The sequence below is a fragment of the Agromyces sp. Leaf222 genome (assembly GCF_001421565.1).
In the GTDB taxonomy this organism is placed as follows: domain Bacteria; phylum Actinomycetota; class Actinomycetes; order Actinomycetales; family Microbacteriaceae; genus Agromyces.
Window position 1 is genome coordinate 388,641 of record NZ_LMKQ01000001.1, and the last position, 17,286, is coordinate 405,926.

The 17,286-nt window shown below is 71.1% G+C and carries 17 protein-coding genes; 8 read left to right on the forward strand and 9 right to left on the reverse strand.

All coding sequences use genetic code 11. The features are described 5' to 3' along the window. Nucleotides 1-39 precede the first annotated feature (39 nt). The gene (locus ASE68_RS01690; protein ID WP_055854497.1) at nt 40-1,008 is read right to left on the reverse strand and encodes a hypothetical protein; all 969 of its coding nucleotides are present in this window, start codon (nt 1,006-1,008) and stop codon (nt 40-42) included. 300 nt (nt 1,009-1,308) lie between these two features. Here ASE68_RS01690 and ASE68_RS01695 point away from each other — a divergent pair, with 300 nt between their 5' ends. Together ASE68_RS01695 and ASE68_RS01700 are read left to right on the forward strand one after the other, a co-directional pair. After that, on the forward strand, nt 1,309-2,454 hold the full coding sequence (locus tag ASE68_RS01695) for a bifunctional 2-methylcitrate synthase/citrate synthase (protein WP_055854500.1): 1,146 nt from the start codon (nt 1,309-1,311) through the stop codon (nt 2,452-2,454). Nucleotides 2,455-2,558: 104 nt separating this feature from the next. Further along, nucleotides 2,559-3,143: a thioesterase family protein gene (locus ASE68_RS01700; RefSeq protein WP_055854503.1), complete on the forward strand. Its 585-nt coding sequence runs from the start codon at nt 2,559-2,561 to the stop codon at nt 3,141-3,143. 19 nt (nt 3,144-3,162) lie between these two features. Here the strand turns inward: ASE68_RS01700 and ASE68_RS01705 are convergent, their stop codons facing one another. Both ASE68_RS01705 and ASE68_RS01710 read right to left on the reverse strand, forming a co-directional pair. Next, nucleotides 3,163-4,257, reverse strand: coding sequence for an AI-2E family transporter (locus ASE68_RS01705; RefSeq protein WP_157421491.1), 1,095 nt, complete (start codon nt 4,255-4,257; stop codon nt 3,163-3,165). Between the two features lie 85 nt (nt 4,258-4,342). Next, nucleotides 4,343-4,978, reverse strand: coding sequence for an SRPBCC domain-containing protein (locus ASE68_RS01710; RefSeq protein WP_162238233.1), 636 nt, complete (start codon nt 4,976-4,978; stop codon nt 4,343-4,345). Nucleotides 4,979-5,050: 72 nt separating this feature from the next. Here ASE68_RS01710 and ASE68_RS01715 point away from each other — a divergent pair, with 72 nt between their 5' ends. Next, nucleotides 5,051-5,416, forward strand: coding sequence for a hypothetical protein (locus ASE68_RS01715; RefSeq protein WP_055854513.1), 366 nt, complete (start codon nt 5,051-5,053; stop codon nt 5,414-5,416). Nucleotides 5,417-5,512: 96 nt separating this feature from the next. On the opposite strand, the gene ASE68_RS01720 is transcribed toward ASE68_RS01715, so the two are convergent. After that, nucleotides 5,513-5,944 carry a helix-turn-helix domain-containing protein gene (locus tag ASE68_RS01720; RefSeq protein ID WP_082461824.1) on the reverse strand — a complete coding sequence of 144 codons (432 nt, stop codon included), beginning with the start codon at nt 5,942-5,944 and terminating at the stop codon, nt 5,513-5,515. A 151-nt stretch (nt 5,945-6,095) separates the two neighbouring features. Here ASE68_RS01720 and ASE68_RS01725 point away from each other — a divergent pair, with 151 nt between their 5' ends. Further along, nucleotides 6,096-6,455 (forward strand): DoxX family protein, encoded by a 360-nt coding sequence (locus ASE68_RS01725; RefSeq protein ID WP_055854517.1) that lies wholly within the window; start codon nt 6,096-6,098, stop codon nt 6,453-6,455. Nucleotides 6,456-6,475: 20 nt separating this feature from the next. On the opposite strand, the gene ASE68_RS01730 is transcribed toward ASE68_RS01725, so the two are convergent. Further along, on the reverse strand, nt 6,476-8,245 hold the full coding sequence (locus ASE68_RS01730) for an NAD(P)/FAD-dependent oxidoreductase (protein ID WP_055854520.1): 1,770 nt from the start codon (nt 8,243-8,245) through the stop codon (nt 6,476-6,478). Nucleotides 8,246-8,460: 215 nt separating this feature from the next. On the opposite strand from ASE68_RS01730, the gene ASE68_RS01735 reads away from it, so the two are divergent. Beyond that, nucleotides 8,461-10,860, forward strand: coding sequence for an adenylyl cyclase (locus ASE68_RS01735; RefSeq protein ID WP_200921639.1), 2,400 nt, complete (start codon nt 8,461-8,463; stop codon nt 10,858-10,860). A 110-nt stretch (nt 10,861-10,970) separates the two neighbouring features. Next, nucleotides 10,971-12,131: a WxL protein peptidoglycan domain-containing protein gene (locus ASE68_RS01740; protein WP_082461829.1), complete on the forward strand. Its 1,161-nt coding sequence runs from the start codon at nt 10,971-10,973 to the stop codon at nt 12,129-12,131. A gap of 78 nt (nt 12,132-12,209) precedes the next feature. On the opposite strand, the gene ASE68_RS01745 is transcribed toward ASE68_RS01740, so the two are convergent. Further along, nucleotides 12,210-12,992 (reverse strand): ABC transporter permease, encoded by a 783-nt coding sequence (locus tag ASE68_RS01745; RefSeq protein WP_055854524.1) that lies wholly within the window; start codon nt 12,990-12,992, stop codon nt 12,210-12,212. Nucleotides 12,993-13,109: 117 nt separating this feature from the next. Beyond that, entirely contained in the window at nt 13,110-14,120 is a 1,011-nt protein-coding gene (locus ASE68_RS01750) for an ABC transporter ATP-binding protein (RefSeq protein ID WP_200921640.1), read from the reverse strand. Between the two features lie 60 nt (nt 14,121-14,180). On the opposite strand from ASE68_RS01750, the gene ASE68_RS01755 reads away from it, so the two are divergent. Both ASE68_RS01755 and ASE68_RS01760 read left to right on the forward strand, forming a co-directional pair. Continuing rightward, nucleotides 14,181-15,203 (forward strand): YafY family protein, encoded by a 1,023-nt coding sequence (locus ASE68_RS01755; RefSeq protein ID WP_055854527.1) that lies wholly within the window; start codon nt 14,181-14,183, stop codon nt 15,201-15,203. A gap of 60 nt (nt 15,204-15,263) precedes the next feature. Further along, nucleotides 15,264-15,692, forward strand: a complete 429-nt coding sequence (locus ASE68_RS01760; protein WP_055854531.1) for a VOC family protein — start codon at nt 15,264-15,266, stop codon at nt 15,690-15,692. A gap of 64 nt (nt 15,693-15,756) precedes the next feature. On the opposite strand, the gene ASE68_RS19705 is transcribed toward ASE68_RS01760, so the two are convergent. Continuing rightward, the gene (locus tag ASE68_RS19705) at nt 15,757-16,149 is read right to left on the reverse strand and encodes an META domain-containing protein (RefSeq protein WP_082461832.1); all 393 of its coding nucleotides are present in this window, start codon (nt 16,147-16,149) and stop codon (nt 15,757-15,759) included. A 52-nt stretch (nt 16,150-16,201) separates the two neighbouring features. Further along, nucleotides 16,202-17,164: a LysR family transcriptional regulator gene (locus ASE68_RS01770; RefSeq protein ID WP_055854537.1), complete on the reverse strand. Its 963-nt coding sequence runs from the start codon at nt 17,162-17,164 to the stop codon at nt 16,202-16,204. Between the last annotated feature and the right edge of the window lie 122 nt (nt 17,165-17,286).

A 17,286-nucleotide genomic window follows, 5' to 3' on the forward strand; every position in this document is an offset into this window, starting at 1 on the left:
CGTTCGAGAGGACGGGTTTCAGCGGTCGGCGATGCCCGATCACGGCCGAAACCCGTCCTCTCGGCGCACCGGGCTGCCCGGGAACCAGCGGGAGCCGCGGAGAGCGCCGCTCCACCCCGCTCGGCCGAGGTTGCGCGTGATGCGTTCGACGAGCTCGCGCGGCCGGTGGAGGTCGGCGGCCGTCACCTCCATCACGTGGAACCCGAGCGACTCGAGCTCGGCTTCGCGCGACCGGTCGCGGCGCCACTGCGCGACATCCGTGCGGTGATGGTCGCCCTGGTACTCGAGGATCTCGCGGTACCCCTCGAACAGCAGATCCACGCGCGCCACGAAGCGTCCGTCATCGTGACGGATGGTCGGGTTCGCGACCGGTCGGGGGAGCCCGGCGAGCACGACGAGTGCGCGAAGCTCCGATTCCTTCGGAGATTCGGATGCCGCGTCGAGCAGTTCGAGCGCCGCCACGAGTGCTCGAGTGCCCCGCCGGTCGACGCGCGCGGCGATGCTCTCGGCGAGTGATGTCGCCGTCGCCAGCCCGCTGCGGAGCAGCCAGTCGCCGGCGGCGACGAGTTCGGGAACGGTGATCTGCGTGCCGAGGTCGCACCCCGTGCGCTCGGGTGTCGTCACCGGCAACGTCGACCACGTGATGAGCTCACCGTCTCGAATGGTCGAGACGGCTCCCGCGATGCCGCCGCGGCGCACGGCGCGCGCCGGGGCGGGCAGCCCGACGTCCACGAGGGTGCGCGCGAGGAAGCGCGTCGGCACTGGCATGCCGATCACCCTGGCCGCCGTCGCCCCTCGCAGATACGCGTCGGGCGGGCACCCGAGCAGGGCCGCCCGGCAGTGATCGATGGGTCCGGACGCCCGAGCAGCCGGCATCCGGATGCCCCAGAACGGTCGTGCGAGGTCCTGCCGGGCGAGGCGATCGCGTCCGACTCCTGCGGCCACGGCCGTGGCCACGGTGAACGGTGCGTCGACGAACTCCGAGGGGAGGTCTCGACGCGCCGTCATGCAGACAGCCTCACGCCGCCCCATCGGCCCGAGGCCCTGCGGACCGGCCGCCGGATGCACCCGGCCGCCCGGCCCCGCTGCGGAGGACGAGTCGGGAGCAGGTCGAGAGGACGGATTTCGGCGGTCGGCGGGGCCCGATCAGGGCCGAAACCCGTCCTCTCGGCGCATTCATCGGCTGCGCAGGATGCCGCGCCACCCAGAGGCGCATGCGGGAAGGGAGGGGCTGACGTGCCCGGGCATCGTAGGCTGGGGGAGCGGTCGCATCGTGGCGCCGCCACGTCAGCACTCACGAGGAGCACGATGAGCGACCAGCAGCAGGCGCCCGAGATCTACAAGGGACTCGCGGGGGTCCCCGTCGACTACACGGCCGTCTCGAAGGTGAACCCCGAGACGAACTCGCTGCTGTACCGCGGCTACCCCGTGCAGGAGCTTGCGGCATCCGCGACCTTCGAGGAGGTCGCCTACCTGCTCTGGCACGGCGAACTGCCCGATGAGCGCCAGCTGGCCGAGTTCGAGCAGCTCGAGCGGTCGCTGCGCGGACTCGACCACGAGATCAAGCGCATCATCGACGAGCTCCCGCTCACCGCGCACCCGATGGACGTCGTGCGCACGGCGGTGAGCGTCATCGGCGCGATCGACCCGCTCACGCCCGACGACTCCCGCGAGGCCAACCTCGAGAAGTCGATCCGCCTGTTCGCGAAGCTCCCGTCGATCGTCTCCTACGACCAGCGGCGCCGGCACGACCTCGACTTCGTCGAGCCCCGCGAAGACCTCGGCTACTCGGCGAACTTCCTGTGGCAGACGTTCGGCGAGCTGCCGGAGCTGCCCGTCGTCAGCGCGTTCGACGTGTCGATGATCCTCTACGCCGAGCACTCGTTCAACGCCTCGACGTTCACGGCGCGGGTCATCGCGTCGACGCTCGCCGACCTGTACTCCGCGGTCACCGGCGCGATCGGCGCCCTCAAGGGCCCGCTGCACGGCGGCGCCAACGAGGCCGTCATGCACGCCTTCGACGAGATCGGCTCGGGTGAGGGCGCTGCCGAGCGCGCCACCGCCTGGCTCGACGAGGCCCTCGCCGAGAAGCGCAAGATCATGGGCTTCGGGCATCGCGTCTACAAGAACGGCGACTCGCGCGTGCCCACCATGCGCGACGCCCTCGAGCGCATGGTCGAGTACTACGACCGCCCCGACCTGCTCGAGCTCTACACGGCGCTCGAGACCGGCATGGGCGAGCGCAAGAACATCAAGCCGAACCTCGACTACCCGGCGGGCCCGACCTACCACCTCATGGGCTTCGACACCGAGACGTTCACGCCGCTGTTCGTGGCGAGCCGGGTCACCGGCTGGACCGCGCACATCATGGAGCAACTCGCGTCGAACGCGCTCATCCGCCCGCTGTCGGTCTACAACGGCCCCGACGAGCGGCACGTGCCAGAGGGCCGCTGACCTCTCGCATCCGCACAAGGCGGGCCCGCGGCATCCGCTCGCCCGCTGTGGCGACCCGCCAATGATGGGCGATCTCCGACGAAACCGTCGTACAGTCGTCGACTATGCACATGTTCTTCCGCACGCTGCTGCACGTGTTGTTCCTGTCGCGCCGCAAGCCCGACCTGGCGCACGACGATGTGGCGCGCACGAACTTCATCACGCTGCCGACCGATCTCGACATCAACCGGCACATGAACAACGGCGTGTACTTCTCGATCATGGATGTCGCGCGCTTCGACATGCTCGTGCGCAACGGCGTCTGGCGCACGATGCGCGAGAAGGAGTGGTACCCGGTCGTCGCGAGCGAGACGATCACGTTCCGCAAGTCGCTGCAGCTCTGGCAGCGGTTCACGATCGAGTCGCGCATCACGGGCTACGACGACAAGGCGGTCTACCTCGAGCAGCGCTACGTGCGCCCGGCGGCCGACGGCACGCCCGAGATCTACGCGCAGGGGTTCATCCGCGCGCGGTTCCTGCGCAAGGCGGGCGGCATCGTGCCCGTGTCCGAGCTCATCGAGGTGTTCGGCGCCCCCGCGACCGGCGGGCTGCCCGAATGGATCGAACGCTGGGGCGCGGATGTCGCGCTGCCGGCCACGCGCGCCGAGGCGCCGTCGGTCTGGCCGACCGAAGTCGAGCAGCGCGCCTGATCCGGGCGACTCGAGCGGCCTAGAGCCTGGCCTGCTTCGGGATCACGATCTCGCGGATGATGAGCAGAATGCCCGCCGAGATCGGGATCGCGACGAGGGCTCCGAGCAGGCCGAGCAGCGTTCCACCGGCCAGGGCCGAGATCAGCACGATCGTGCCCGGCACCTGCACGGCCTTGCCCATGACCCTGGGGGTGAGGATGTACGCCTCGACCTGCATGTAGACGAGCATGAAGATCAGGACGATGAGGCCGGCCGTCGGCGAGACGAACAGCGAGATGATCGTCATGAGGATCGTGGTGAGCACGGTACCGATGAGCGGGATGAGCGTGACGAAGAACGCGACGACGCCGATGATGAGGGCGTAGGGAACGCCCACGAGCACCAACAGGATCACGGAGTAGGTCGCGTTCATGAACGCCAGGATCACCATGCCGCTGAGGTACTTGCCGACCGAGAGCATGATGCGTTCGGCCAGATCGGAGATCTGCGCCCGATTCGACTTGCGGATCAGGGTGTAGCAGGCCTGCTTGGTGCTGTCGAGCGTCGCGATGAAGTAGATCGACAGCACGAACACGAAGAACCCCGTCGAGACGGCGCCGATCACCGACGCGCCGAACGCGAGCGCGCCGCCGCCGACCGTGGCCCAGAGGTTGGGGTCGCTCAGGGCATCCTGGACGGACTTGACGACGGTCGCGAGCACGCCGTTCGTCGCGTCGTTGGCCTGGTCGTACCAGCCGGCGTCCTGCGCGTTCTTGACCATCGTCGGGATGTTCTTCACGAGTGCGACGGCCTGCTCGACGACGGGCGGCACCAGGACCCAGATGACCGCGACGACGACGCCCACGAACAGCAGGATCACGACCACGATCGCCATGCCGCGCTTGAGCCCGCGTCGCTGGAACCACCGGATGAGCGGGTCGAGGCCGAGCGCGACGAACGCGGCGATGAACACCGAGAGCAGCACGCTCTGCAGGTTCGACACGACGATGCCGAGCAGGATCGCGAGCAGCACGCCGAGGGTGACGATGAACCCCCATCGCAGCGGATGGTTCGCGAAGAAGGTTCCGTTGCTCTGTGCGGGCTCGCGTCGCCGCATGCGCTCTGCCTGATTCACGGCGTCAGTCTAGGGGTGCGCCTGCCCCGCCGTCCCCTCTGCCGCGCCGGAGTGGGAGGCTGCGTCATTCGAGATCGCCGGCCGCCTACCGCGGAGGTCTCGCCGGGGCGTTGAGGTCCGCGTCGTGGGCCGGGTCGTACCCGGCCTCGGGGCCGTGTCCGGGTTCGCCGCGACCGTCGGCGCCGAGTACGGCCTCGGCGGGCGTCCGTGTCGACGCGCGAGGGGGGACCGTCAGTTCCCTGTAGTAGCGAGTGAACGCCGGGAAGTACGACTCCCAGGCGGGCATCGCGGCGCCGTTGCGTGCGGCGATGAGTCGATCGAGGTAGTAGTCCCAGCCCGGCCCGACGCTCGCGACATCCGTATCGGGCATGACGTACTGCGCGAGCGTGAGCGTGGTCATCCCGCCACCCTCGGTGAGGTGGCAGTACAGCCGCATGTGAGCCGGCGGTGCGGTGCTGTCGGCGACGAAACGATGGGGCCGATCGCACTGCAGGATGGTGACGTTCATCCAGCCCTCGTCTTCGGCGTACTCCTCCTCGGCGTTCATGCGGAATCGCACTGCACCGGTCGCCGGCCTGCCCGTGTAGGTGCCGATCCACGCCTTCATCGCCGACGGGTTCGTGAGCGAGTACCAGACGTCTTCGATCGGCGCGTGGAACAGTCGGTCGAATGCCAGATGCAGGCCGTCGGGCCTGGTCAGGTAATGTCCTGTGGGCTTCACGGTCATCATCGTCCCCGATCGTCGGTGTTTTCAGGCTAATCCCGCGAGCCTCCTACTACTAGAGTTGGCCGCATGAGTTCGAAGGCGCAGAAGCAGCACGAAGAGGCGATGCACGTCGACGAGGGCAAGTCGGGGCTGTGGGGCTTCCTCGCGGGCCTCATCGTCGCGGCGTTCATCGCCGTCCCGCTCTCGGGAGCGTTCGCGTTCGCAACCCACCCCAACACGCAGCAGCTGTTCTCGGGCCGTCTCGACGAGACCAGCCAGGGCGGCTACACCGCGTTCTGGTGGATCGTCACGATCTTCCTGCTCGCGCTGCCGTTCCTCGTGGGCTACGCCGTGGCGAACCTCTCGGTCAAGTCGCTCGCGATCGTCGGCTCCATCATCGTGATCTTCATCATCGCGGCGCTGGTCTTCGGCCAGCTCTTCCTCATCGTCTGATCGACGACCCGACACGTTCGACGAAGGCCGATCCGCCATCTGCGGGTCGGCCTTCGTCATGCGTCGTGCGCGAGCGGATGTCGCGTGGCGGCGTCGTCACTCGCGCGCGGCGTCGAACGCGTCGCGTGAATCCGTGATGCTCGCGTGGTGCGTCGACGCCCACTCGACGAGGCCGAGCACCGGCAGCGCGAGGGAGCGGCCGAGCTCCGTCGCCGTGTACTCGACGCGCGGCGGGATCTCGGGGTAGCTGCGGCGCGACACGAGCCCGTCGCGCTCGAGGTTGCGCAGGGTCTGGGTGAGCATGCGGTGCGAGATGCCGTCGATGCTGCGGTGCAGTTCGGTGAACCGTCGGGGCCCGTTGTGCAGCATCCGGATGACGAGCAGGCTCCACTTGTCGCCGACGCGCGAGAGCACGTCGCGGATGATGCGCGCCTCGCCGCTCTCGGCGCCGCACGGGTCGACCGGCGCGCCGGAGCAGGCGTCGAGGTCGGGGGAGAGGCGCGGGGCTGCGGCATCCGTGATCGTCATGGGGGCCTTTCGGGTGTGGCGGCTCGGGGTCACGCACCTCGAGGTGCGTGACGCACGGTGAAGTGCGGGGCGGTGCTGGGCTAGAGTCACCGATCGTGCGTCACGCACTGATCGTAACCGACTTCTATGTGAACCTTCTTTGGAGAACCCCGTGATCATCGCCCTCTGGATCGCCACCGTACTGCTGGCGCTCGTCTTCCTCGCCGCCGGCACCGTGAAGAGCCTGACCCCGCGCGAGAAGCTCGTCGAGAAGATGGGCTACATGGAGGACCTCTCCGACGGCCAGGCCCGCGCCGTCGGCATCCTCGAGTTCCTCGGGGCGCTCGGCCTCATCCTTCCGGCCGCGACCGGCGTGCTGCCGTGGCTGACCCCGGTCGCCGCGTTCGCGCTCGCCCTCACGATGGCCGTGGGCACCGCGCTGCACGTCAAGCGCCACGAGACCGCGGTGCCGAGCATCGTGCTGGGCGTCTTCGCGCTCCTCGTCGGCTTCGGCTGGGTGTTCCTCGGCTGAGTCGAAGCGCTCGGGGGCGATCAGGCGGCGGATGCCTCGAGCACGGCCATCGCCGCATTGTGTCCGCCGATGCCGCTCACCGCGCCGCCGCGCACCGCACCCGATCCGCAGAGCAGGACGCGCGGATGCCGCGTCGCCACGCCCCATCGTTCGGCGGGCGTCGTGAGCGACGCGCCGGGCTCCGCCCACGGCCACGACAGCGGTCCGTGGAAGATGTTGCCGCCCGGCATCGCGAGCGCGTGCTCGAGATCGAGGGTCGTCTTCACCTCGATGCACGGCCTGCCGGCGGCATCCGTCGCGATGACGTCTTCGATGGGCTCGGCGAGCACGGAGTTCAGCGACGCGAGCACCTCGGCCTGCAGGCGCTTGCGCAGGCCGTCGTTGCCGAGGCGCTCGACGAGCCGGTGCGGCGCGTGCAGGCCGAAGACGGTGAGCGTCTGCCATCCGGCCTCGACGAGCTCGGGCGCGAGGATCGACGGGTCGCTCAGCGTGTGGCAGTAGATCTCGCAGGGCAGCGGTGACGGCACCTCGCCGCGCGCGGCCGTGCGGTAGGCGCGCGCGAGCTGCGACTCGAGCTCGTTGATGTGGAAGGTGCCCGCGAACGCGGCCTCTGGCGCGACCGACGTGTCGCGCAGGCGCGGCAGGCGGGTGAGCAGGAGGTTGACCTTCACCTGCGCGCCCTCCGGCATGTCGAGCTGACGCAGGCGCTCGCGCACCACGGCCGGGAGGCCGATCGGCACGTCGCGCGAGAACGGCGACTGGTTGCGCGGGGCGACGGCGGTGGGGTCGGATGCCGCGGAGGCCGATGTCGCGGGGGCCGCGGTCGCGACGGGCTCCGCCGCTCGGCGGGCGGCCTCGTCGGCGCCCGCGTCGAGCAGGCGGTCGAGCACCGCGGGGGCGACGTTCGCGAGCACGGTGCCCGCGGTCGCCTCGACCTCCACGGCGGAGCCGGAGGCATCCGTCGCCCGGTAGCGCACGCGCCCCTCGACGTCGACGGAGAGCACCTCGGCGCCCGTCACGAGCTCGGCACCGGCCTCGTGGGCCGCTCGTGCGAGCTCGCCGGTGACGGCGCCCATGCCGCCGACGGGCACGTCCCAGTCGCCGGTGCCGCCGCCGATCACGTGGTACAGGAAGCACCGGTTCGCGTCGAGCGACGGGTCGTCGAGCTCGGTGAACGTGCCGATGAGGCTGTCGGTCGCGACGACGCCGCGCACGAGGTCGCTCGTGAAGCGGGCGTCGACGACCTCGCCCAGCGGCCGCTCGACGAACGCCGACCAGGCCTCTTCGTCGGCCACGAGTGCACGAGCCTCGTCACGGGTCGGCAGTGGCTCGGTGAGCGTCGGGAAGAGGCGCTCGGCCAGCCGCGCGGTGCCGGCGTAGAACGAGGCCCAGGCCGCGGCATCCGCTTCGGCATCGACCCGTGCGAAGGCGGCGACGGATGCCTCGGGCGAGGCGTCGGCGTCGATGAGCAGGCCGCGCGACGGGTCGCGGGGGTCGGGCGTGTACGACGAGAAGCGTCGGCGCACGAGCCGGATGTCGAGCGAGAGGTCGTCGATGATGCGCTGCGGCAGCAGGCTGACGAGGTAGGAGTAGCGCGAGAGGCGGGCGTCGACGCCGTCGAACGCCTGCGCCGAGACGGCGGCGCCGCCGAGGTGGTCGTCGCGTTCGAGCAGCAGCACGCGGCGGCCGGCTCTCGCGAGATAGGCGGCGGCGGTGAGGCCGTTGTGCCCTCCGCCGACGATCACGACGTCGTGGTCTGCGGAGGCGTTGCCTGGCTGGGGGAAGGACATGTCACGAGCGTAGGCGACGTGGCGCGTGCGCCTCGAACGCCGTACGTGCACCCCGAAATGGGGGCAAAAGAAATTACTGACAAGTCAGTAAGTGTTCCAATATGCTGACCTCGCGACCGCGCCGAGGATGGCGTCGGCCGTGCACCACCTCGCACTGACCCGGTACAACGGCGGCGCGATCTGCCGCCGGCCGACGTTCAAAGGAGAACTCTGTGATGCATCGCAATCGGGCGGACCATCCGCCCACCCGCCACGGGCGGCTGATCGGCGCCGGCGCGACGATCGCCGCGCTGGCCATCGCCGGCAGCACGCTCGGCGCGGTCCCCGCCTACGCCGCCGAGCCCGACTTCGGGCCCAACGTCACGATCTTCGACGAGACGTGGACCGCCGACCAGATCAGCGCGGCCCTCATGGCCGCGTCGACCGAGGCGGAGTTCAGCCTCAACCGGCACCAGTTCTTCTTCAAGCCGGGCACCTACGGATCCGCGGCCGGCCAGGACAACCCCGCCACGGCGACCGGCATCGTCAACTCCGAGCTCGGCTACTACCAAGCGGTCGCCGGACTCGGAGCATCGCCTGAGGACGTGCGCATCAACGGCGCGATCCACGTCGAGCCCGTTCGCCAGTGCGAGGCGAACCCGTGGGACTGCCAGCAGCCCGGCTCGCTCACGCGGTTCTGGCGGTCGATGTCGAACCTGACGTTCAACCCCATCCAGCGCCCGGTCGGGGTCGACGCGAACCGCCCGTTCCCGAGCGGCATCACGAACGCCCACCAGATGCGCTTCGCCGTGTCGCAGGCCGCGCCGCTGCGCCGCATCAACATCGAGGGCGACCTCACGCTGATGGGCCGTGTCGGCGAGTACGCCTCCGGCGGCTACCTCGCGAACTCGAAGGTCTCCGGTGAGATCCTCAGCGGCTCGCAGCAGCAGTGGTTCACCCGCGACTCGACCGTCGGCACGTGGAACGGCGGTGTCTGGAACATGGTGTTCTCGGGCGTCGACGGCGCTCCGGCGACCGACTTCGGGCCCCTGCCCGGCGGCGGCAACGGCAACAAGACGAACATCGGCGACACCCCGATCAACCGCGAGACGCCGTTCCTCTACCTCGACGGCGACGACTACAAGGTGTTCGTGCCGAAGGCCAAGCAGGACACGAGCGGCCACGACTGGTCGACGGATGCCTCGGCCGGGGAGTCGATCTCCATCGACGACTTCTTCATCGCGCACGAGGGCGCCACGGCTGCGCAGCTGAACGCCGCGCTCGCCTCGGGCAAGCACCTGCTGATCACGCCCGGCGTCTACTCCCTCGACGCACCGCTCCAGGTGGACGATGCCGGCACCGTGGTGCTCGGACTCGGCTACGCCTCGCTCGTGCCCACCGCGGGCAACGCGGCGATCGAGGTCGGCGACGTCGCCGGCGTGAAGATCGCCGGACTCACGATCGACGCCGGCGAGGTGCTCTCCGACGTGCTGCTGAAGGTCGGCCCCGACGGCGCGAGCGCGTCCGACGCAGCCGACCCGACGACGCTCAGCGACGTGTTCATCCGCGTCGGCGGCCCGTGGGCCGGCAAGGCCACGACCAGCATCGAGGTCAACAGCCCCGACACGCTGCTCGACCACATCTGGGCCTGGCGCGCCGACCACGGCGATGGCGTCGGCTGGACCTCGAACGTGGGCGACCACGGCGTCGTCGTGAACGGCGACGACGTCACCGCGCTCGGCCTCTTCGTCGAGCACTACCAGAAGAACCAGGTGATCTGGAACGGCGAGCGCGGACGCACCGTGTTCTTCCAGAGCGAGATCCCGTACGACCCGCCCACCCAGGGCGCGTACATGGACGGCACCCGTCTCGGCTACGCGGCGTACCGCGTCGGCGACCAGGTGCGGCACCACCTCGCGCAGGGCGTCGGCGTGTACTCGTTCTTCGACGCGCAGTACAACCAGAGCCAGAACATCTACGTCGAGAGCGGCGTCCAGGTGCCGCAGCGACCGGGTGTGCGCATCGAGTCCGCGGTCTCGGTCATGCTCAACGGCACGGGCGGCATCAACCACATCGTCAACGACCAGGGCGATGCGGCGCACGCGCCGGGCGGCGGCATCTCGAAGTTCCTCGCGGTCTACGAGACGGCGGTCGACCCGAACGCGCAGAGCCTGCAGGTGACCGTGCCCGAGGGCGCGCCCGGCGAGTTCGTCTGGAGCATCGACGGCACGAACGACATCGTCGACCTCGGCACGGCCGTCGAGAACGGCGACCACTTCGCGGCCAGCGGCTCGATCAACCCGGTGCGCGTCACCGACACGCGCCGGAGCGCAGCACCGTGGTCGGTCTCGGCGCAGGTCGGCGACTTCGACTCGCCGGTGGCCTCGTTCTCGGGCAAGTACCTCGGCTGGACGCCGAAGGTCACCGAGGCCGGAGGCGGAGCCGTCGCGGGCGGGGCCGTGCAGTCGGGCTTCATCGGCGGCAACGGCCTGGCAGACTCGTCGACGCTCGGCAACGCGCCGTCGGGCCACGAGCGCGGATCTGCCAAGCTCGGAGCCGACCTCGATCTGCGGATCCCGGTCAGCGCCACCGACGGCACCTACCGCGCCACCCTCACGATCACCGGCCTCGGCTGATCGGGTTCGGGCCGGCTCCGGCCGGCCCGGATCACCCTGGCCGGGCGGGCGCGTGTGCGGCGCCCGCCCGGCACCCCTCCCACCACCCTCGACGACGAGGAGCACCACCCATGCGCACCGCGCCCCCCACCGACATCCGCCATCTCCGCCGCCGTCGCGCCGTGCTCGCGGGGGGTGTCGCTGCCGGGCTCGCCCTGGCGCTCGCGTTCGCGGGCGGCACGGCCCCCGCCTTCGCGGAGGGAGAAGACGGCCCGGAGGTCACCTGGGGCGTGCGCACGGCCGACGGCGCCTGGGGCGACGGGCGCGAGAACTACGCCTACGAGGTCGACGCGGGCGAGACCCTCGAGGACGCCCTCATCATCGCGAACCACGACGCGGTGCCGATCGAGCTCGACGTCTACGCCGCCGACGCGTTCACCACCGCCGACGGCCAGCTCGACGTCGCGGCCCGCGACGTGCGCCCGCGCGAACTCGGCGCCTGGGCGGTGCCCGCGGCCGACCGCGTGACCGTGCAGCCCGGCGAGGCCGTGGAGGTGCCCTTCACGATCGACGTGCCGGCCAACGCGACGCCCGGAGACCACGCCGGCGGCATCCTGACCTCGCTGGCCACCCCCGAGGTCGAGAACGGCCTGTCCGTCGACCGCCGACTCGGCATCCGCATCCACCTGCGCGTCGGCGGCGAACTCGCGCCCGCGCTCGCGATCGACGACCTGCACGTCGACTACGCCGGAACCCTGAACCCGTTCGGCACGGGCGCCGCGACCGTGTCGTACACCGTGCGCAACGCGGGCAACACGCGGCTCGCTGCAGCGCAGGACGTCGCGCTGACCGGTCCGTTCGGCATGCTCCCGGTGAACGCATCGGGCGTCGCCGACGTTCCCGAACTCCTGCCGGGCGAGACCTGGCCGGTCGAGGTCGAGGTCGAGGGCGTCGTGCCGGCGTTCGTGCTGACGGCCGCCGTGGCGCTCGACCCCGTCTCGCCGACCGAGACGAAGCCCGTGCCGAAGTCCGTCGAGGAGGCCGCCTCGACCGCGGCCGTGCCGTGGACGCTGCTCGCGCTCGTGCTGCTGCTCGCCGCGGCGATCTTCGTCTGGGTGCGACTCGGACGACGACGCCGTGCCCAGCGCAAGGTCCGCGAGGACGCCCGCGTGCAGGAGGCCGTCGACCGGGCGCTGCGCGAGCGCGAGGCCGCGACGACCCCGCAGCCCGAGCCGGCGCCCGCCGTCGAGCCGGCGCCGGAGCCCGAGCGGGCGCCCGAGCCGGTCACGTGATGTCGCGCGAACCGCCGCCACCCGCATCGGGAGGGAGCAGTCCGCGCGACATCACGGGTTCGGAGTGGGGAGCCCCGCTCAGCGGGCCCGGCGCATCGACCGCACCCCGACGAACACGCCGACGGCGCAGGTGGCGATCGCCGCGATGACGCCGCCGAGCACGCTCGGGTCCGCGAAGTCGCCGGCGAGCAGGGCGCGCTCGGCATCGACGAGGTAGCTCAGCGGGTTGACGGCGGCCGCGACCTGCATCCATCCCGGGCCGTCCTCGAGCGGCAGCAGCATGCCCGACAGGATCATCAGGGGGAACAGCACCGTCTGGTGCACCATCCAGAACATCCAGTCGCGGTTGCGGCAGGCGAGGGCGAGGGCGTAGCTCAGGGCGCCGAAGCCGATGCCGAACACGGCGAGCATGGAAAGGCCGGCGATGAGCCCCGGCACGTCGACGCTGAAGCCGAACGGCACGGCGACGAGCACCACGATCGTGCCCTGGATCACGAGCGGCACGACCTCCTTCAGCGCTCGGCCGACGAGCAGCGCGCTCCGCGAGAGCGGGGCGACGAGCGTGCGCTCGTGCGATCCGGTCTGCATCTCGAACAGCAGGTTCGCGCCGGTGCTCGCGGTGCCGAAGAGGGCGACCATCACGAGGATGCCGGGCACGAACCACTGCAGCGTGCTCGCGACGTCGCCGCCGGACGCGCCGACGAGCAGCGGACCGAACAGGCCGAGGAACACGAGCGGCTGCACGAGCGAGAAGATGACGCTGAACGGGTCGCGCACGAGCGGGCGGGTCTCGCGCACGTACACCGCGGCGGTGTCGCGCACGAAGCCGGTGGGGCGGGCGGTGGTGGATGTCGTGGTCATGATGAAAGTCCTTCGCTTCGTGAGAACAGGGCGTTCTCGGGCGGGCGTTGCGTGTGGTTCGTGAGTCGGTGCCGGATGCCGCGTGGGCACCTGTCTTCGTGGTGCAGGCGGTGGCGGTCAGGCCGCGACGGCCGCGACGGCCTCGGCCGCGGCGGGGTCGGCCGGTGCGGCGTGCGCGGCCTCCTCGCGGAGGCTCCGGCCGGTGAGGGCGAGGAACACGTCGTCGAGCGTCGGCTGCCGGTGGGTCGCCGCGACGACGTCGAGGCCGGCGTCGCCGAGCTCGCGGATCCACGTGGGCAGCGCGCGGTCGCCGCCCTGCGCGGTGACGGCGACCACGCGGGGGTCGCCCGCCTCGACGGCGCCGCCGATGCGCGCGGCGGCGGCCGCGGCATCCGTCGTCGAATCGAACGACAGCGTCACCCGGTCGCCCGCGAGCGACGCCTTGAGCGCGTCGGCCGTGTCGTCGGCGATGACCGTGCCGTGGTCCATGACCATGACGCGCTCGGCGAGCTGGTCGGCCTCGTCGAGGTAGTGCGTGGTGAGGAAGATCGTCGTGCCGGTCGCGCGGCGGAGGTCGACGATGTGCTCCCACAGGTTGGCCCTGCTGTGCGGGTCGAGGCCGGTCGAGGGCTCGTCGAGGAACAGCAGCTCCGGCCGGTGGATGAGCCCCAGCGCGATGTCGAGCCGGCGCTTCTGGCCGCCCGAGAGCGCCTGCACGGTTCGCGTCGCGACCTGTTCGAGCTCGAGCGACTCGATGAGCTCGGCCACCCTCGCCCTGGTCTCGCGGCGGCCCATGCCGTAGAACGCGCCCTGCGCGAGCAACTCGTCGCGCACGCGCTGCGTGTGGCCGCCCGAGTTGCCCTGGCCGACGTAGCCGATGCGACGGCGCACACCAGCGGCATCCGAGCGGATGTCGCAGCCGGCGACGGTCGCCTCGCCCGCGGTCGGCGGCAGCAGGGTCGTGAGCATGCGGAGCGTCGTCGACTTGCCGGCCCCGTTCGGGCCGAGGAACGCGACGAGCTCTCCCTCGCCGACGGCGAGGTCGAGGGGGCGGACGGCCTCGACGGTCTGCCCCTTGGAGCGGAATGTCTTCGTCAGGCCTCGTGCGGTGATCATCTGGTTCGTCATACCTGCAGTCTTCTCGGCCATGCGGACAGTTCCTGTCCGGTTTCGCGAGAGAATTCAGGTATGGCCGCAACCACCTCGAGGACCCTCGAACTGCTCTCGCTGCTGCAGAGCCACCGGCACTGGACCGCCCGCGAACTCGTCGACCGCCTCGACGTCAGCGACCGCACCCTGCGGCGCGACGTCGAGCGGCTGCGCGAGCTCGGCTACGGCATCGAGTCGCTGCGGGGAAGTGCAGGCGGCTACCGCCTCGAAGCCGGAACCGGGCTGCCGCCGCTGCTGCTCACCGACGACGAGGGCGTCGCGATCGCCGTGGGCCTGCGCTCGCAGGCGACCGCCGGACTGCGCGGTGCCGAGCACACCACGCTCAGCGCGCTCGCGAAGATCGAGCAGGTGCTGCCCGCCGCCCTCCGTCGCCGCATCGAGGCGCTGCAGTCGCACGCGGCGGTCGGCACGGGCGGCGTCGGGTCGGCGCGTTCCGCCCGCCCGTCGCCCGAGATCGATTCCGAGCTGCTCGGCCTGCTCGCGCTGGCGTGCCGCGATTCCGAGCGACTGCGGTTCCGGTACACGGATGCCGCGGGCGAGGCATCCGCTCGCGTGGTCGAGCCCTACCGGCTCGTGCCCGTCGCCCGCCGCTGGTACCTGCTCGCGTTCGACCGCGACCGCGACGACTGGCGCACGTTCCGCCTCGACCGCATGAGCGAGCCGTTCCAGACGCGCGTGAACTTCGCGCCACGGCCCATGACCGACGACGAGGCGCGCGAACGCGTCGAACACGCCCTGCGCTGGCGCGAGCGCGGCGTCTCGGCGCGGGTCGTCGCCGCGATCCCGAGGGAGGACCTCGTCGCGCACCTCGGCTGGTACGGGCGGGACGTCGTGGAGATCGACGCCGGCCACTGCGCCTGGCCGCTCGAGGCCGACGCCGTCGAGAACCTCGTCATGGCGCTGATGTGGATGCCGCGCGGCGTCGAGTACCGCGTCGAGGGGTCGCCGGAGGTGCTCGCGTTCCTCGCCGAGCAGGCGTCGCGGTTCGCGGCCGCCGCGCCGGCCGCCGCGCCGGCCCCCGCGCCGTCCGCTGGGGCCTGAGCGGGGGCCGATCCGGGCATCGGGGTGGCGGATGTCGGTGGGCGGGCGTTTCATGGGCGCATGGACATCGCCTTCGTGGCGGGCTTCGGCCCCATCGGCACGGCCGACTCGGCATCGCTCGACTTCTGGCGCGGGGCGCTCGGCATCCCGTTCCATGAGAACGCGCCGGGGTACTTCCACACCGAAGACCTGCGGGGGGTCAAGGCGTTCGCGATCTGGCCGTTGAGCCAGGCGGCCGAGGCCACGTTCGGGTCGACCGAGTGGCCGGACTCCATGCCGACGCCCCAGGCCTGGGTCGAGTTCGACGTCGCGTCGCCCGCCGCGGTCGCTGAGGCGGTCGACGAGCTGCGCGCCGCGGGCCACCAGATCCTGGTCGGTGCGCACGACGAGCCGTGGGGGCAGACGACCTCGCGCCTGATGAGTCCTGAAGGGCTGCTCGTCGGCGTGAGCTACACCCCCTGGATGCACGAGAGCAGCGCTGAGCGCTGAGCCCGGCCGGGCGCCGGCGACGGCGTCGTCGGGGCGCTCTCGCTGAGCCCGGCCGGGCCGAGCGTCAGTCCTCGCGCTCGAGCGTGCCGATCTCCGACCCGTCCTGATCGAGCACCGTCATCGTGTCGTCGGCGACGGTCGCCTGGCTCAGGCCTTCGAGCCAGGTGTCGACGCCCTCGCACGCCATGCGCGTCGAGGCGACGTTGTGGAACTGCACGTGGTCGGACTCATCGACCGTCCACGTGCCCGTCAGCTGGTTGCAGCCGTCGGTTCCGGTGAGGTCGCCGCCGTCCTCGATCACAAGAGACGGCGCAGTCGTGTCGGCGGTGTCGCCCCATGTGCCGGTGGGATCGACCGAACCACCTCGATCATCTCCCTGGTCGCCGGCGCAACCCGAAAGGAGGAGCAGGCCCATGACGGCACCTGCAGCGAATGTGACTCCCCGAAGTCGATTCATGGTCGCAGGGTATCCCCGTTCCGCGCGTGAGCGCCAGAGGATTCGCGCTGGATCAGCCGTGAGCGGCGGAACCCTCGGGCGGCCCGTCGCCCGCCGGCGTCGCGGTGGCCGCAGCCGCTCGGGCGAGCGCGTCACGGCAGGCCACGACGGCGGGCCGGGTGGCCGCGGCCAGGCGCGTCGAGGTGAAGACCTCGCGATGCGGATAGCCGGGCAGGTCGAGCAGTGCGACGCTCGGCACCTCGCCGGCCCACACGAGGTCGGGCAGCAGCCCCACCGCGTTGCCCGTGCGGATGAGGCGGATGTGCGCCATCAGGTCGGCGGACTCGAACCGCACGTCGGGCTCGAAGCCGACCTCGCGGCAGAGCTGCTCGGCCCACTCGCGCGACGCGGTGCCTTTGGGCTCGAGCACCCACGGCATGCTGGTCGCCGCGGCGAGGATGGCCTGCGGATCGGGGTCGCCGCGCGGCGTCTGGCGCGTCGGGAGCGGCGGCAGCGCGAGGCGGATCGCGTCGGCGGCGAGGCGCACGCGGTCGAGGTCCTCGCGTTGCACGCGGGTGTGGCCGGGGTACTGCTCGGCGATCACGAGGTCGAAGTCGCGGGCGGCGACCTCGAAGAGCCCCGCGTCGGGCTCGCGCTCGGTGACCTCGACGCGCAGGTTCGGGTGCTCCGAGCGCAGCAGCGTGAGCGCCTGCGGCACGATGGCGTGGGCCGCCGACTGGAACACGGCGATGCGCACCGTTCCGCCGACGTCGGTGAGCGACCGCGCGACATCCGCCTCGGCCTCTTCGAGTCGGTCGAGCACGGCGCGCGCGTGGCCGACGAGTACCTCGGCCTGCGGGGTGAGCTGCACCCGCCGGCCGACCTGCACGAGCAGCGGGACCCCGGCCTCTCGCTCGAGCTGGCTGAGCTGCTGCGACACCGATGACGGGCTGTACGAGAGCGCCTCGGCGACCGCGGAGAGCGTGCCGCGCTGGCTCAATTCGACGAGCAGTCGCAGGCGTCGTACGTCGAGCATGGGATGGCCTCCCGCATCCGTCGGATCATTCACTTCTATTGAACAGTATCCTTCAGATTCATTTGCTTTACCGAACGGATGTCGGGACCCACACTTAACCCGACAGGCGCATCCAACCCCCG

Coding starts and splice junctions, on each gene's coding strand:
- ASE68_RS01690 (WP_055854497.1), bottom strand. CDS start 1,008: ATGACGGCGCGTCGAGACCTCCCCTCGGAGTTCGTCGACGCACCGTTC.
- ASE68_RS01695 (WP_055854500.1), top strand. CDS start 1,309: ATGAGCGACCAGCAGCAGGCGCCCGAGATCTACAAGGGACTCGCGGGG.
- ASE68_RS01700 (WP_055854503.1), top strand. CDS start 2,559: ATGCACATGTTCTTCCGCACGCTGCTGCACGTGTTGTTCCTGTCGCGC.
- ASE68_RS01715 (WP_055854513.1), top strand. CDS start 5,051: ATGAGTTCGAAGGCGCAGAAGCAGCACGAAGAGGCGATGCACGTCGAC.
- ASE68_RS01720 (WP_082461824.1), bottom strand. CDS start 5,944: ATGACGATCACGGATGCCGCAGCCCCGCGCCTCTCCCCCGACCTCGAC.
- ASE68_RS01730 (WP_055854520.1), bottom strand. CDS start 8,245: ATGTCCTTCCCCCAGCCAGGCAACGCCTCCGCAGACCACGACGTCGTG.
- ASE68_RS01735 (WP_200921639.1), top strand. CDS start 8,461: ATGCATCGCAATCGGGCGGACCATCCGCCCACCCGCCACGGGCGGCTG.
- ASE68_RS01740 (WP_082461829.1), top strand. CDS start 10,971: ATGCGCACCGCGCCCCCCACCGACATCCGCCATCTCCGCCGCCGTCGC.
- ASE68_RS01745 (WP_055854524.1), bottom strand. CDS start 12,992: ATGACCACGACATCCACCACCGCCCGCCCCACCGGCTTCGTGCGCGAC.
- ASE68_RS01750 (WP_200921640.1), bottom strand. CDS start 14,120: ATGACGAACCAGATGATCACCGCACGAGGCCTGACGAAGACATTCCGC.
- ASE68_RS01755 (WP_055854527.1), top strand. CDS start 14,181: ATGGCCGCAACCACCTCGAGGACCCTCGAACTGCTCTCGCTGCTGCAG.
- ASE68_RS01760 (WP_055854531.1), top strand. CDS start 15,264: ATGGACATCGCCTTCGTGGCGGGCTTCGGCCCCATCGGCACGGCCGAC.
- ASE68_RS19705 (WP_082461832.1), bottom strand. CDS start 16,149: ATGAATCGACTTCGGGGAGTCACATTCGCTGCAGGTGCCGTCATGGGC.
- ASE68_RS01770 (WP_055854537.1), bottom strand. CDS start 17,164: ATGCTCGACGTACGACGCCTGCGACTGCTCGTCGAATTGAGCCAGCGC.